Genomic DNA, 14531 nt, shown 5'->3' on the forward strand with positions numbered 1-14531 from the left:
GGTTAACACGTGTAGCCACACCGTTATACCCCCAGTTGGTACGCTGAAAATATCATCGCACAATGTTTTCCTGTTTGTTTCCTACTAGTTGGGTGTGATTCACCGTGGCATTGCTCATCGCAGTCGCATTGACAGCAGTGGCGGTGATCCTCGCCCCACTGTCAGTGCGCCTGTTCGACCGGAGAGCTGGCTGGCCGCTGGCCGCTTTCTTGATCGCTGCAGCAGTAGTGATCGGACGTGAACTACCAGCGGTTTTTAACGGCGAACCGGTGCTTTATCGGGTGGTGTGGGCTCGCGATTTGCTGGGCCCCGGCACCGAGGTCGCCTTTTCTCTCAACGGCGACGGGTTAGGCGTGTTCTTCGCCCTCTTGGCGCTTATCATCGGCGCAGTTGTGTTCATCTACTCCGCGGCTTACTTGCCTGTGGGTAAGGGCAATATAAGTTTCTACACGATCATGACGGCGTTCACGCTGTCGGTTCTGCTTCTTGTGTTGTCCAATGATGCGGTTGTGCTGTTCATCGCGTGGGAGCTGGTCTCCATCGCATCGTTTATGCTGATCGCACGGTCCGGTTCCAGCGGCGAGGCAGGTTCCTACCGCACGTTGGCCCTGACTTTCATTGGGGGGTTGACCTTGTTGGCAGCGCTCGCGCTGGCCTCGGTCAACGCTGGGACCACCAACCTGCAAGGCATCTTCGCCTCCGACGTGTGGGCACAAGATCCGGGCTTAACGACGATCGTGGCCGTCCTGATTGCCACCTCTGCGTTTACGAAGGCAGCTCAGTTCCCCTTCCACTTCTGGCTGCCAGAGGCAATGGCCGCTGCGACCCCGGTGTCGGCGTTCTTGCACGCAGCTGCCGTGGTAAAGGCCGGCATTTACCTGCTGCTGCGCTTTTCGACGATCTTCCATGACGTCGCCGTGTGGAACACGATATTAATTGTGTTTGGTCTGGGCACTGCTTTGATCTCGGCAGCGTTTGCGATAACCAAGACAGATTTGAAGCAGCTGACAGCTTATTCCACGGTGTCTCACCTGGGCTGGATCGTGGCCACGATTGGTGTGGGCACGCAGTTCGCTCTGGCTGCTGCTGTGGTGCACACATTGGCCCACGCACTGTTTAAGTCCTCACTGTTCATGTTGATCGGCGTGGTAGACCACCAGGCCGGTTCGCGTGATATCCGCCGCCTGGGCAAGCTTTATGACAAGATGCCGTTCACCTTTACCTCAGTGCTGGTGGCGGCGGCCTCGATGGCGGCTGTGCCACCACTGTTTGGTTTTGTGTCCAAGGAAGGCATGCTGGGCGCGTTTATGCAGGCACCGGCGTCGGGGGTGCTGGTGACTGTGGCTGGTATCGCCGCTTTCTTGACCTTTGTGTACTCCGCGAAAATCGTGTTCGGTGCCTTCGTGGATGGCCCGCGCGATATGTCGGGTGTGAAAGAAGCACCGGTTTCCCTGTGGCTGCCAGCAGCACTTCCTGGCTGGATGTCACTGGTGCTCATCTTCTTCTTGGCGCAGGTCAACACTCCTGTTGAGTCGGCAGTCCACGCCATAACCCGCACCACCGAGTACGAGTCTCACCTTGCGGTGTGGCACGGTATCAACACTGCGTTCATCGTGTCGATGATCGTGCTCGCCGCTGGCATCGCGTTCCTATCTGTGCGCAAGCCTGTCTGGGACGCGTTAGAAAATAAGGAGCTTCTGCCGGCTTCTGGCAACGATGTGCTCCATGGGCTGGCGCGTGGCATGACGGCATTGGGCCGTGGTGTCGGTGCGATGGCCAACACTTTCAACCCCTCACGCCACCTAGTGTGGCTGGTACTCACAGTTATTGCACTGGGCATGGGTACTCTCTTCCTGTCCACCGGTATTGACGGCATGCCTCTGGCAGACCGCGCACCAGGATTAGACAACTGGTGGGACATCATCCCGTTCGCCATCATCACCATCTCCGTTATCGGGCTGGTGACCACCCGCCACCGGCTTGCGGCCGCCGTGTTGATCGGCACCGCCGGTGTGGGTATGAGTTTGCAGATGCTGCTGCTGGGTGCGCCAGATGTGGCGCTGACCCAATTCCTCGTGGAATCGCTGACCGTCGTAGTGATCATGATGGTGGTGCGCTACCAGCCTCGACTCTTCCCAGACACCAATGCCCGCCGGAAAGCGGTCGCGGCTATCATCGCAATCCTCGCCGGTATTACCGCATTTTTGGGCGTGTTCACCCTACTCGGCCGACGCGAGCGCTCGGAGCTTGCGATGTGGTACATCAACGAGGGCGGGCCGCTGGCATCGGCGGACAATATTGTGGCCGTGATCATCGTGGAATTCCGTGGCTTCGATACCTTGGGCGAGCTCTCCGTGCTCGGCATGGCCGCCGTAGTGATTGCGGCTGTGACCTCCTCGATGCCCCGCCACCGCTTCGAAAAGGGCCTGCGCCCACGCCCCTTCGGACAGTCGCAACTCAACTCGATTCCGCTGCGCAAACTAATCAAGCTGATCTGGCCGGTCCTGATCGTCCTCAGCATCCTGGTGTTCTACCGTGGCCACCAGCTGCCCGGCGGTGGCTTCGTCGCGGCATTAATCCTGGCTACCGGTTTCGCCCTGTCCTACATTTCGAAGGGTGCGGATGGGAATGTCGTCGGCAAGCAAGTGCCCATCTGGCTCACCGGAATTGGCATTATCGTCGCCATCAGCGCCGGGTTCCTAGGCTACATCGAAGGCGGGTTTCTGTACGCCATCCACGGCACCGTCGCCGGGGAGCACCTGACCACCTCACTGATCTTCGATGCGGGTATCTACATGGCAGTGCTGGGCATGCTCACAATGGCCATCAACGCGCTTGGCGGCTACCTGCGCCCCGGTGTCGATCCCAGCGAGCTCAGCTACACCCGCGGTGACCCGGCCAACCCATTGCCAAAAGTGCCGGAACCTGAAGAGCCAGAAAACGTAGCACCGGATTACCCGGAGCCGATCAACCCGGCCGACAACCCGGTTGCGGTGTCCGCGCGCGCCATCAACGCTCGCGGCGAAACCACCGCCCACCTGGTTCACGCAGAAGGTGAACGCAACGCAACACCCAATGCGGATCCCGCCACGAAGGAGGACCAGCAATGATCATGGCATTAACAATTGCAGTGCTAGTGGCAGGCTCTGTCTACCTCATTTTGCAACGCGGCATGGTCCGCATCGTATTTGGCATGAGCCTGTTCGGGCACGCCTCTAACCTCACGCTTCTTGCAGCGGGTGTCGGTGCATGGCGCGGCCAAGTCTTTCCCTCCACTACAGACGTGGAAGACATGGCAGACCCCCTGCCCCAGGCGTTCGTGCTCACCGCGATTGTGATCGCAATGGCCACCACCACCATCTTGCTGATGCTGGCGGCCCTGGGCAGCAACGACGACACCAATGATGATGACTCAAATACCTCACGCACCGAAGTCGACGAGACGCTAGCTGGGCGTATTAGTTTAGTTGACCATGTTAACGCAGACGCCCACGCCAAAGGCCCAAGCCCGCTGACCACAGCCGGCCGCACAGCCCAGGCTGTACGGGCACGACTCACGCGAGGTTGGGCTACACGCTCCGCGCATAACGACGAGAAGGAGGCCTAAACCGTGGATACAACAACTGCAGCATCCCTGCTACCACTCTTTGTGGCTGTGCCCCTGATTACCTCCGCTGTCGCAGCCCTGGCGAAATCCAAGCTCGTCCATGACTTTTTGGGGCTGTTGATCCCGGCGGTGAATCTGGCCGGCGGTATCTGGCTCTATTGGTATACCTCCACCCACGGCACGATCGCGCACGTGATCGGCTTGTACCAGGGCGGGGCCGGTATTTCATTTGCGGCCGACGAGTTCTCAGCCATCATGATCATCTTCACCATGCTCATCGCACTGGTGTCCAACTGGTTCGCAGCTGTGGCCGGCGAAACGCAGGAGAGGTTCTACACGGCACTCACCCTCGTGCTCATCACCGGTGTTTCCGGTGCGCTGCTCACCGCCGACCTGTTCAACTTCTTCGTGATGATCGAGGTCATGCTCCTCCCGTCCTACGGCCTTATTGCTATGACGGGTACGCGCGACAGGCTGGCGTCGGCACGCACTTTCGTGCTGGTCAACCTAGCTGCCTCCACCCTGCTGGTGCTAGGCGTGGGCTATATCTACGGCGTGACCGGCGCAGTGAATATCGCTTCGCTGGCGGGCGCCGCGGCGGGTGGCGGACAGGTGACGGTAGCGGTGGGCATCATCATGATCGCCATCGCCGCCAAGGCCGGCGTGTTTCCGCTGCACACCTGGCTGCCGCGCACGTACCCCTCCACTTCTGCCGCGGTGATGGGCCTGTTTTCCGGCCTGCACACCAAGGTGGCGGTGTACATGCTCTTCCGCATTTACGTAGTCATCTTCGACTTGGAGAGCCGCTGGGAATGGCTGATCATCGTGATCATGGTGATCTCCATGCTCATCGGCGCGTTCGCCGGGCTTGCGGAAAATTCCATCCGCCGGGTCCTGTCCTACCAGATGGTCAACGGCATGCCTTTCATCTTGATCATGCTGGCCTTTGTTGCCGACAACCCGCGCTACGCACTGGCCGGTGGCCTGATGTACACCCTGCACCACATGGTCACGGTCGGCTCACTGGTGCTCAACTCGGGCGCTATCGAAGAAACGTACGGCACCGGCACCATCAACAAACTGGCAGGTCTGATGCGCCGCGACCCGATGACATCCGCGATTTTCGCCGCGGGCGCATTTTCTGTGGTGGGCTTCCCCCCATTTTCCGGCCTGTGGGGCAAGCTCACTATCGTGTTCGCTGCCGCCCAACCAGGCGATGCGCGTAGCTGGGTAGTGATCACCGCGATCATCGTGGCGTCTTTCGGTGCCCTGCTGGCAATGATGCGTGTGTGGCGCGAAGTGTTCTGGGGCAAGCCCATGCAGCGCTTCCCTGCAGACCTGCGCGTGCGCACTTCGCTGTGGTTGCCGTCTGCGGCACTCATGGTGGTATCTCTGGTGATGTTCTGCGGCGCGGGCTTCCTTTGGCAGTCCGTGTTAACCAGTGTTGACGGGCTGTTAGACGTAGACTCCTACGTGCAGGCAGTGCTTGGCGACGACGCCATCGGCATCCCCGACGTGGCCGAACTACAGGGAGGTAACTGATGCACGTTATTAGCTACATTTTCTGGTTAATCAAAGAAATCTTCGTGGCCGGTTTTGGTGCCGCTTGGAAGGGTTTGAAGCCCACCAATGAGCTTAACCCCGTGGTGATCTACTACCCTTTGCGAGTCACCGGGGAGTGGGAGATCTTCTGGTTTGCCAGCTCAGTTACGGCAACGCCAACCACACTCTCACTCGGTTTGCGTGAACCCGTCAACGAGGGAGAGCCGCGGATTCTCATTGTGCAGTCCGCGTTCGGCTCTGACCCTGTTTCTGACATTGAGTCGTTCGCTGACATGGAGGAGCGCTTGGCGCCCGGCGTGAAAGACATCCCGTTTGACGCCACCAAGGTGTACTACGAGTACCCGGCTGAAGATATCACTGCTTCGGGCAAGGAGGTTTAGCAATGTTTACCAGTATATTCACCGCAATCGTGACCGTGTGCATTGGGATTATGGCTGGCTGCCTTGTCGCCGGGCTGTACCTGCTGGTGCGCACCAAAGACAACTTCACTAAGGCAATTCTTTCGGACCTGGTGTTCTACTCGATGATTGCGATTTTCCTGTCGTGGACATTGTTCAACGACTCACTTATCACCTACGATGTTGCCCTGCTGGCTGCGGTCGTGGGTGGCGTGCTGCCAACAATGTCGATGGCGCGCATCATCTCGAAGGGACGGCGCTAATGACGATCGCAGAAATTATCGCTTCCATCCTGGTGATCATCGCGACACTAATGGCTGTGTCCACCACAATCCTGCAGTTCCGCGCACCTGACGCACTAACACGCGTCAACCTGATGGGACCACTGACTAGTGTGGGCATCCCCCTGCTGATCGTGGCGAAGCTTGTGATTGATTGGTCCACCGTCGGATTCGAGTGGCACCTGTTCATCCGTGCTGTTATCGCAATTGCCGCGATGTGGTTTGTGGCTGCGGTGGGATCGTTCATCATGGGACGCGCCATGTACGGTGTGACCATCGTGGACACCAAGGCTGGCATCCGCGAGGACCACTAGGTCGCCTTAGTTTTTCGCTTCAGACGAAAATGACGTAAGTCGTTGGCTGGTCGGGCTGCTGCGCCACGCTGCGCACTTTTTGGTCGACAAACAAGCCGAATCCCCAGACGAACGACAGATTTGTCGACCGAACAGAGCACCTGCCAGAGGGGCTGGGTCAGTGTCGGGCTTAACGACGAAGCGCCGGGGCAGTCTCCCACATAGGGAGACTGCCCCGGCGCTTTCATGGCGGACTTGCCTGCCTACTGCTGAGCTGCGCGCTTCTGTGCGAGGGAGTCGCGCACACGCTGGCCAAGGTTCTCGTCTACCTTGCCCCAGTACTCGTACACGCGCTCTTCGACGTCCTTGTTCTTGATGGACAACATCTTGTTGGTGATGTTGTGAACTAGGCGTTCTTTCTCACCGTCGTCGTACACCTCACGGTAGAGGATGCCTGCCTGCATGAAGTCATCGTCATCCTTGTGCTTGACATAGGCCGCGCGGGTCATGTCGCTGCCGTGAGGATCCGAGTTCACATACAGGTCCTCTGCCTGGCCGTAAGTGGTGTGGTTAGAGGAAGAATCCTCACCGTTGTCCAGGTAGCCGGCACCTTTGTCGGTGCGGTTCGGGCTGTAGTTTGGCTCACCCTCATGGCTGAAGAAGTAAGCCATGCTGCCACGCTCCAAGTAGGTGTTCACCTCATTGATCGGACGGTTAACCGGCAGGTCGCGGTAGTTCGGCCCAATGCGGTAACGCTGCTGGTCAGCGTACGCAAAGACCCGGCCCTGCAGCATGCGGTCTGGGGACAGGCCAACACCTGGAACGATGTTGGATGGGTCCAGAGCCAGCTGCTCAATCTGGGCGTGGTAGTTCTTCGGGTTGCGGTTCAACTCGAAGTAACCGACCTTGATCCGTGGGTAGTCCTTCTTCGACCAGGTCTTGGTCAGATCGAATGGGTTCCAGCGGTAGTTCTCTGCCTCGTCGAAAGGCATGACCTGTACGTAGACGTCCCACTTCGGGAAGTCGCCGCGCTCAATAGCGTCGTAGAGGTCTTGACGGTGCAGGTCGGGGTCAGTGCCTGCCTTCTCGGTTGCTTCCTCATCGGTGAAGTTTTCTACGCCCTGCTGGGACAGGAAGTGGTACTTAACCCAGAATGGTTCACCAGCCTCATTAATCCACTGGAAAGTGTGGGAGCCGTAGCCGTTTTGGTGGCGGGTGGACTTCGGAGTACCACGATCACCCAACAGGTAGGTCACCTGGTGGGCGGACTCAGGGGTACGGGTCCAGAAGTCCCACTGCATCTCGTCATCACGCAGGCCAGAGGCTGGGTTGCGCTTCTGCGAGTGGATGAAGTCTGGGAACTTCATCGCATCGCGCAGGAAGAAGGTTGGGGTGTTGTTGCCCACGATGTCCAAGTTGCCTTCTTCGGTGTAGAAGCGCAGGGCGAAACCGTGAACGTCGCGCCAGGTATCAGGCGAGCCAGCCTCACCAGCAACGGTGGAGAAACGGCCAACCATGGGGGTTACTGTGCCCTTCTGGAAGACCTTCGCCTTGGTGTATTGGGAAACATCTTCGGTGATATGCAATTCACCAAACGCGCCGTGGCCTTTCGCGTGCGGGATGCGTTCTGGAACGTTCTCGCGGTTGAAGTGTGCGAGCTTCTCAATCAGGTGAATATCGTCGAGCACATTAGGGCCCTGTGCACCTGCGGTAACGGAAATGTTCTCGGACGGAACAGGCGCGCCGTTAAGGCGAGTGGTAGTGGTGTTACCTGCTGGGCGTTCGCCGCGATTGACGATGTCTTGTGTTGCTGACTGATCAGATGGGTTGTTAGTCATGACATCCTCCTCCAAGGATATTGGCTATTAATTGATTACAATTAATAGTCTACGCTAACCGATAGGGTTTGGCAAGCGTGCGTGTGCCCCAGCGTACCGAAAAATAACAGCTGGTAACCTTTAGTTTCGTGAGCAGGAGCAACGACGACTACGTCACCTCCCTGGCCCTAAAGGCTGGCCGAGGTGACAAGACTGCGTTGTCCCAGTTCATCGAGGAAACCCACGACGACGTCTGGCGCCTCCTTGCACACCTCGCTGGCCGCGAACACGCCGATGACCTCACCCAAGAAACTTATCTCCGCGTCCTGGGCGCACTACCCAGCTTCGCAGCCCGATCGTCGGCACGCACCTGGCTGTTATCCCTGGCCAGACGGGTATGGGTGGACAGCGTGCGCCACGATATGGCACGGCCCCGCAAGTCCGCCACCGAGTACGATGACGTGGCCGCCACCACACCCACCACGGATAATCCGAACATGTGGAGCGACATGATTGACCTGCGCACCATGATTGATGAGCTGCCAGTGGAACGTCGTGAAGCGCTCATCTTAACCCAAGTGCTCGGCTACACCTATGAAGAAGCTGCAGGGATCGCCGGGGTGCGTGTGGGCACGATTCGTTCGCGGGTGGCCCGGGCCCGGCGCGACCTGATTGCCACGATGGAGGGTGACTCGCGCAACGCAAAGAACGGCGCTTGACGACGCCCTGTGTCGTAGCCCTCATTTGATAAAAGCGATCGACGCGATAGACTTTTCCCTCATGTAATCTAGGGCGCTGCTAGCGCCTTTCTGCTAGCGCCTTTCCCCCATTTATCGAGGTACTCCATGTTGAAGCAAGTGGTCAAAATTGGGTTGGCTTTTGTCGGCATCATCATCGGTGCAGGCTTCGCCTCTGGCCAGGAAACGATGCAGTACTTCGTGGCGTTCGGCGCGTGGGGAATTGTCGGCGCGATAGTCTCGTCGCTCATCATGATCATTGCTGGTGTTTCTCTCATGCAGCTTGGCAGTTACTACCAAGCGAAAGAGCATATGAGCGCGCTAGCTAATGTTTCCAGCCGTGCTGTCACTCTCCTTTTGGATGTTTCCACCACAGTTACTCTGTTCGCGGTCGGCTTCATCATGTTCGCGGGTGCAGGCTCCAACCTGAACCAGCAGTTCGGCTGGCCGTTGTGGGCGGGCGCCGCACTCATGTTGGCCTTGGTGTTAGTGGTAGGTCTTCTTGACGTGGACCGGGTGACTTATGTGATTGGGTTTATCACCCCGTTTATCTTCGTGTTTATCCTGATCGCTACCGGTTGGGCGATCGCCAATGCGAGCCCCGACATCACAGCCCTTAACGTTGCCAGCCAGGAGGTCTCCACCACGTTGCCCAACTGGTGGGTCGCGGCGTTGAACTACACCGGTTTCAACGTGATCACGGCGACTTCGATGGCGATTGTGATTGGCGGTAGTTTCCTCGACACGAAGGTGGCTGGGTGGGGCGGCCTCTTCGGTGGCCTGATCTATTTGGCCTTGCTCTTACTGCTTGCCGTCAGCCTCTTTTTCGAGGTTGAACTAGTCAACGGGGATGATCTGCCTGCGCTTACCCTGATTAACCAGATTAATCCGGCCCTCGGTGTTGCTATGGCCGTAGTGATTTACGGCATGATTTTCAACACTGCGATCTCCATGTTTTACGCCCTTGGCAAGCGCCTCACTAAAGGCCGCCCGAAGCGTTTCTACCCAGTGTTTGTGGTGGCGTGCCTGGTGGGTTTCATTTTGTCTTTCGTGGGCTTTAAGGAATTGATCGGGTTTATCTACCCGTTGTTGGGCTACCTTGGATTGTTCCTGATCGCGGTGGTCACAGTTGCGTGGCTGCGGGGCCGATCTCGCTTATCGACGGAGCAACGCCTCCGGATCCAAGCACTCGACCTCACACGCCGCAAGCTCGATTCCACTCTACGTTTCTCATCTCTTCAGCAGCGCGAGCTTGCAGAACTCGCCGCTTCATCACATCTGCCAGATGATGCTTTTCTCGACGCAGTCCAACAGGAGGTGGAACGGGAGTTGCGTGCGCGACGTCGCACTATCGTGGAGGACCCCCGGTAAATATTTACCCTTCAACACAATTGGGTGCTGGCCGGCTAAGGGAGCGCTTAACCGAGGAGTTGGCCGAGAGTTGCCAAGAAGCTGGTCAACCAGGGGGAGGAGTGCGATGAAGAAGCAGATCGCTTACTGGGTGCAGCATCTTTTTCTTCTTCGACCGTAATCTTGGCGTCGTCGATACGCTTACCTTTGTCAGTGACGAACTCAAGCGTGACTGTTTCGCCGTCGACGGCAGTTGCGGGGACTGCCACGCGGAAGGTGCTTCCGTAGCCCCAGACACTCCAACCGGCAGGCAGCGTCGTGCTGTCACTAATCCGAACTCGGTGTGATCCGGTCACCGAGTGGTTGCCACGAGATTCCAGAACGATTGTCTCGCCTGGAGAGGCCGTCTCATCGTCCCATTTCAGGCTGGTGTGTGCTTGAGCAGCCGGGGCGACGGTACACGCGAGCGCGACCACGGTGGCGGCCGCCGCCCAGCCTTTGCCTTGGATGTTACGCACAATCACTACCTCAATGTATTCGGATCTACTTTCGTCTGTTCCAACGAAGCTTTACCTAAAGAGGTGGAAACCACGTGAAAACTGATCTCTTTCCATTGTGGCTCTGCGTTGCACAGCCCGCAACCAGTGTTACCGCTTTGAGACCGAATATTAATGAAAACTGAGCGAGATTGCCGCAGTGTTTTCCAGCCGACTGCCGAACAAGCTTGAAGCCTGCTTTACACCAGCAGCTCCGCGATCTGAACGGTGTTCAGCGCTGCACCCTTGCGCAGGTTATCGCCGGAGACAACGAAGACCAAGCCGCGGTTACCGTCAATGGTCTGATCTTGGCGGATCCGCCCCACTAGGGAATCGTCTTTGCCCGCGGCGGCCAGCGGAGTAGGAACCTCGGTGACAGTCACACCATCGGCAGCCTCGAGTACCTCTTTCGCCTCCTCCGGGGTGATCGGGTTAGCGAATTCCGCGTGCACAACCATGGTGTGGCCGGTCATCACAGGAACACGCACGCACGTACCAGCAACCTTCAGGTCTGGGATGCGAAGAATACGGCGCGACTCGTTGCGCAGCTTCTGCTCCTCATCAGTTTCGTAGCTACCATCGTCGACAAAAGCGCCGGCTACAGGCAGAACGTTGTACGCGATCGGCGCGACGTACGGGCCCAAATCGCCAAGATCATGGGAAGAACCGTCGTAAACCAAGTCTTCCGCATTATCGCCTACAGCCTTGATCTGGTTCTCCAGAGTCTCTACGCCAGCCAGACCAGAACCAGAAACGGCTTGGTAAGAAGAAACACGCAGCACCTTCAGGTCAGCCTTGTCGTGCAATGCGCTCAACACCGGCATGCACGCCATGGTGGTGCAGTTCGGGTTGGCAATGATGTTCTTCTTCAGATCTTTAACGGTGTCAGGGTTCACCTCAGACACGACCAGAGGAACGTCCTCGTCCTTGCGCCATGCCGACGAGTTGTCTACAACCTTCACGCCCGCCTCCGCGAACACCGGCACCCACTCCTTGGACGTGGAGCCACCAGCCGAGAACAGCGCAACGTCAATGTCCTTGACCGAATCAACGGTCACCTGGGTCAGGTCCTCGACCTCGATCTCTTGGCCTTGAAACTCCAGCTTCTTGCCTGCAGAGCGAGGAGACGCGAAGAAGCGCACCTTGTCTGCGGGGAAGTTACGATCAGCAAGGATCTCGCGCATCACCTGGCCAACCTGGCCGGTGGCACCTACAACTGCGATGGTGGTCATATCCTTTTAACTCACTTTCATTAGATTTTTGATCTTGGCCCAGCGTACCGCGTATTGGCTCGTCGTCACGCGCATGGGTGATTGGCACTACTCGGCCGGTAGCCGAGCTTGCGAGTCCCTCTACCGGTAGCCGAGCCTGCGACACTACTTAGCCGGTAGCCGAGCCTGCGAGGCTACCGCGAGCTTGCGAGGCTACCGCCCGGTACCCGCGTACACTTGGGCTTCCTCCTCGCCACCAAGCTCAAACTTGTCGTGGATAGCTTTGGTGGCCTTGTCCAGGTCAGCTTCGCGCACAACCGCAGTGATCCGGATTTCAGACGTAGTGAACATCTCGATGTTGATGCCCGCGTCGCGCAGCGCTTCAGAGAACTCTGCGGTAACACCTGGGTGTGACTTCATTCCTGCACCGACCAGGGAGACCTTGCCGATCTGGTCGTCGTAGGTAACGTTTTGCCAGCCGTTGTCCTGCTGCAGTTTGGTCAGCAGTTCCACGGCGCGCGGGCCGTCACCGGTGGGCAGGGTGAAGGTGATGTCGGTGGTGTTGTCATCTAGGGAGGAGATGTTCTGGATCACCATGTCGATGTTGATCTCAGCGTCGGCAAGCGCGCGGAAAACCTTGGCTGCTTCGCCCGGGTGGTCTGGGATACCCAGGATGGTGATCTTTGATTCGGACTTGTCGGTTGCTACACCGGTCAGGACTGCTTCTTCCACGGGGATATCCTCCATCGATCCGGTTACTAGGGTGCCGGGGTCATTACTATAAGACGAGCGAACTCGCATGGGAACATTGAATGCGCGAGCGTATTCCACGCTGCGCAAGACCAAAATCTTGGAACCGGCGGCGGCCAGCTCCAGCATCTCTTCGAAACAGAGCTGCTCAATCTTCTGCGCGTCTTTGACAACGCGCGGGTCTGCGGTATAGATGCCGTCGACGTCCGAGTAGATCTCGCACACGTCAGCCTTCAACGCCGCTGCAAGCGCCACTGCGGTGGTATCGGAGCCTCCTCGGCCCAGGGTGGTCACGTCGCGGGTATCGCGGTTAACGCCCTGGAAGCCTGCGACGATGGCAATCTTGCCGGCATCGAGAGCGTCCTGTACACGCCCCGGAGTCACATCCACGATGCGCGCGTTGCCGTGGCGCTCCGTGGTTAGCACACCAGCCTGGGAGCCGGTGAAGGACTGGACATCGGCGCCGAACGATGCGATCGCCATAGCCACCAGCGAGTTCGAGATGCGCTCGCCCGCAGTGAGCAGCATGTCCATCTCACGTGCCGGCGGCACGGGGTTGACCTGGGCGGCCAGGTCTAGCAGTTCGTCAGTGGTGTCACCCATTGCGGAGCACACCACCACAACATCATCGCCCTGTTTCTTTCGTGCGACGATCCGCTCGGCTACGGCGCGAATGCGCTCAGCGCTCTCCAGGGAAGAGCCTCCGTACTTCTGTACGACCAGTGCCACAGGTGGGCCACCTTTCCGTCGAGGTCGGGGAACGTGAGTAATCAACGTTGTGCTCAACGTCTTACTCGCCGCCATGCAATGTAACTCAACCCGCTATGTTACCCCGAGTACCCTCACCCAACACGTTGAAGTGCACAATTTTTTTGCAGAGCATATAGTAGTGGTCGTGCGAAGCGATGTTCTCGCGGTCTTTTTCGCCCTCGCCTCCGCGTTCACTATTGCCTGGGGCACGGTCACGCGCCACCGCATTGTGTCTGCGCCCCGCCACAAATCCGTTCTGGCGCGTGGCCTAACGAACCCCCTGTGGTGGATTTCTATCTTTTCGGCGTTTGTGGCTTACCTGCTCCAGGTGGTCGCGCTGGGCTTTGGCACATTACTTGTTGTGCAGCCCATCCTCGTTTTGTCCCTCATGTTCACGCTCATGCTGGGTGCGTACATCAGTGGTGGGGGCATGCGGCGTCGTGAAGCGCTCTGGTCTTTAATCCTGACAGCGGCAGTGATCGTGTTGTTGGTGGTGGGGCGGCCCGTACCGGGCACGTCTTCAGCCAACCTGGAAACCTGGTGGGTTGCGGTGGCCGGTGGCGCATTGGTCTGCGCTGTGGCTTTGTTTGTTGCTTATCGACGCTCGCCTGGCACCATTTCTGTTGTGTTAGGGGCGGTGTGCGGCATCATTTTCGGCTATGTTGCGGTGCTGTCGAAGACGGTGGCGGACCTTTTTGCTTCTGGTGGCTTGTCGGCTGTTCTTACCTCGTGGCCACTGTATGGCCTGGTAGCTACCGCTATTGCTGGCACGGCGGCGCAACAGTACGCTTTTGCTTCCGGGCCTTTAGAAAAGTCTCTGCCAGCCATGAAGGTTTTCGAACCTGTGGTGGCACTCATCCTGGGACACGCGGTGCTGGGGGAACAGTTTGCCGTTAACGCCGGTGCCGGAATCGCAGTCATGATTGTGGCACTGGTGGCCATGTTTGTGGCCACCATTGTGCTGGCCTCCACGCAAGTGTGAAGTTTTAGCTGTCCGCTGGCCCGCAGGAACATGCCCCTCACGCAGTTTTCGGGCATTTGGTGGACACAGCCGATAACGGGGTTTAGAGTGTGTTCTATGTCTATCGTTGAACGCAGCGTATTTTACGCGAGCGCGTGGCTTCTCCTTCTAGGCCGCGGCGGGAATTAGGTCTAACTCACGGCCGGCACCCCGTCGCGGAGTTTGTGTTGCCGGCCGTGGACTAATCAGGATCGATCTGAATGGTCAGCCTACAATC

13 protein-coding genes are annotated in these 14531 nt (G+C 58.2%); 9 read left to right on the forward strand and 4 right to left on the reverse strand.

Annotated features, from left to right (window positions below; genetic code table 11):
- Nucleotides 1-104 precede the first annotated feature (104 nt).
- The 6 genes from CKV99_RS11320 to CKV99_RS11345 are packed head-to-tail and all read left to right on the forward strand — an operon-like array spanning nt 105 to nt 6163.
- Nucleotides 105-3110: a DUF4040 family protein gene (locus CKV99_RS11320; RefSeq protein WP_092259100.1), complete on the forward strand. Its 3006-nt coding sequence runs from the start codon at nt 105-107 to the stop codon at nt 3108-3110.
- 2 nt (nt 3111-3112) lie between these two features.
- On the forward strand, nt 3113-3607 hold the full coding sequence (locus tag CKV99_RS11325; protein WP_408607538.1) for a sodium:proton antiporter: 495 nt from the start codon (nt 3113-3115) through the stop codon (nt 3605-3607).
- 3 nt (nt 3608-3610) lie between these two features.
- On the forward strand, nt 3611-5149 hold the full coding sequence (locus CKV99_RS11330) for a monovalent cation/H+ antiporter subunit D family protein (protein ID WP_092259094.1): 1539 nt from the start codon (nt 3611-3613) through the stop codon (nt 5147-5149).
- Nucleotides 5149-5550 (forward strand): monovalent cation/H+ antiporter subunit E, encoded by a 402-nt coding sequence (locus CKV99_RS11335; protein WP_092259091.1) that lies wholly within the window; start codon nt 5149-5151, stop codon nt 5548-5550. The genes CKV99_RS11330 and CKV99_RS11335 overlap by 1 nt, the downstream gene beginning before the upstream one ends.
- Before the next feature lie 2 nt (nt 5551-5552).
- A complete protein-coding gene (locus CKV99_RS11340; RefSeq protein ID WP_169872637.1) occupies nt 5553-5831 on the forward strand; it encodes a cation:proton antiporter in 279 nt (92 codons plus the stop codon).
- The gene (locus tag CKV99_RS11345) at nt 5831-6163 is read left to right on the forward strand and encodes a Na+/H+ antiporter subunit G (protein WP_092259088.1); all 333 of its coding nucleotides are present in this window, start codon (nt 5831-5833) and stop codon (nt 6161-6163) included. The genes CKV99_RS11340 and CKV99_RS11345 overlap by 1 nt, the downstream gene beginning before the upstream one ends.
- Before the next feature lie 242 nt (nt 6164-6405).
- Here the strand turns inward: CKV99_RS11345 and CKV99_RS11350 are convergent, their stop codons facing one another.
- Nucleotides 6406-7980 carry a catalase gene (locus CKV99_RS11350; protein ID WP_092259085.1) on the reverse strand — a complete coding sequence of 525 codons (1575 nt, stop codon included), beginning with the start codon at nt 7978-7980 and terminating at the stop codon, nt 6406-6408.
- A gap of 128 nt (nt 7981-8108) precedes the next feature.
- Between CKV99_RS11350 and CKV99_RS11355 the strand changes: the two genes are divergently transcribed.
- Nucleotides 8109-8678, forward strand: a complete 570-nt coding sequence (locus CKV99_RS11355) for an RNA polymerase sigma factor (RefSeq protein ID WP_092259082.1) — start codon at nt 8109-8111, stop codon at nt 8676-8678.
- 126 nt (nt 8679-8804) lie between these two features.
- Nucleotides 8805-10067, forward strand: coding sequence for a YkvI family membrane protein (locus CKV99_RS11360; protein WP_092259079.1), 1263 nt, complete (start codon nt 8805-8807; stop codon nt 10065-10067).
- Nucleotides 10068-10114: 47 nt separating this feature from the next.
- Here the strand turns inward: CKV99_RS11360 and CKV99_RS11365 are convergent, their stop codons facing one another.
- From CKV99_RS11365 to CKV99_RS11375, 3 genes are all read right to left on the reverse strand, one after another.
- The gene (locus CKV99_RS11365; RefSeq protein ID WP_092259076.1) at nt 10115-10570 is read right to left on the reverse strand and encodes a hypothetical protein; all 456 of its coding nucleotides are present in this window, start codon (nt 10568-10570) and stop codon (nt 10115-10117) included.
- A 212-nt stretch (nt 10571-10782) separates the two neighbouring features.
- The gene (locus CKV99_RS11370; RefSeq protein WP_092259073.1) at nt 10783-11814 is read right to left on the reverse strand and encodes an aspartate-semialdehyde dehydrogenase; all 1032 of its coding nucleotides are present in this window, start codon (nt 11812-11814) and stop codon (nt 10783-10785) included.
- A gap of 192 nt (nt 11815-12006) precedes the next feature.
- Nucleotides 12007-13272, reverse strand: a complete 1266-nt coding sequence (locus CKV99_RS11375) for an aspartate kinase (RefSeq protein ID WP_092259070.1) — start codon at nt 13270-13272, stop codon at nt 12007-12009.
- Nucleotides 13273-13438: 166 nt separating this feature from the next.
- On the opposite strand from CKV99_RS11375, the gene CKV99_RS11380 reads away from it, so the two are divergent.
- Complete coding sequence (locus CKV99_RS11380) at nt 13439-14275, forward strand: DMT family transporter (RefSeq protein ID WP_092259279.1); 837 nt, start codon at nt 13439-13441, stop codon at nt 14273-14275.
- Nucleotides 14276-14531 lie beyond the last annotated feature (256 nt).

The organism is Corynebacterium cystitidis, from assembly GCF_900187295.1.
GTDB lineage: Bacteria > Actinomycetota > Actinomycetes > Mycobacteriales > Mycobacteriaceae > Corynebacterium > Corynebacterium cystitidis.

Coding starts and splice junctions, on each gene's coding strand:
- CKV99_RS11325 (WP_408607538.1), top strand. CDS start 3,113: ATGGCATTAACAATTGCAGTGCTAGTGGCAGGCTCTGTCTACCTCATT.
- CKV99_RS11335 (WP_092259091.1), top strand. CDS start 5,149: ATGCACGTTATTAGCTACATTTTCTGGTTAATCAAAGAAATCTTCGTG.
- CKV99_RS11340 (WP_169872637.1), top strand. CDS start 5,553: ATGTTTACCAGTATATTCACCGCAATCGTGACCGTGTGCATTGGGATT.
- CKV99_RS11345 (WP_092259088.1), top strand. CDS start 5,831: ATGACGATCGCAGAAATTATCGCTTCCATCCTGGTGATCATCGCGACA.
- CKV99_RS11350 (WP_092259085.1), bottom strand. CDS start 7,980: ATGACTAACAACCCATCTGATCAGTCAGCAACACAAGACATCGTCAAT.
- CKV99_RS11360 (WP_092259079.1), top strand. CDS start 8,805: ATGTTGAAGCAAGTGGTCAAAATTGGGTTGGCTTTTGTCGGCATCATC.
- CKV99_RS11370 (WP_092259073.1), bottom strand. CDS start 11,814: ATGACCACCATCGCAGTTGTAGGTGCCACCGGCCAGGTTGGCCAGGTG.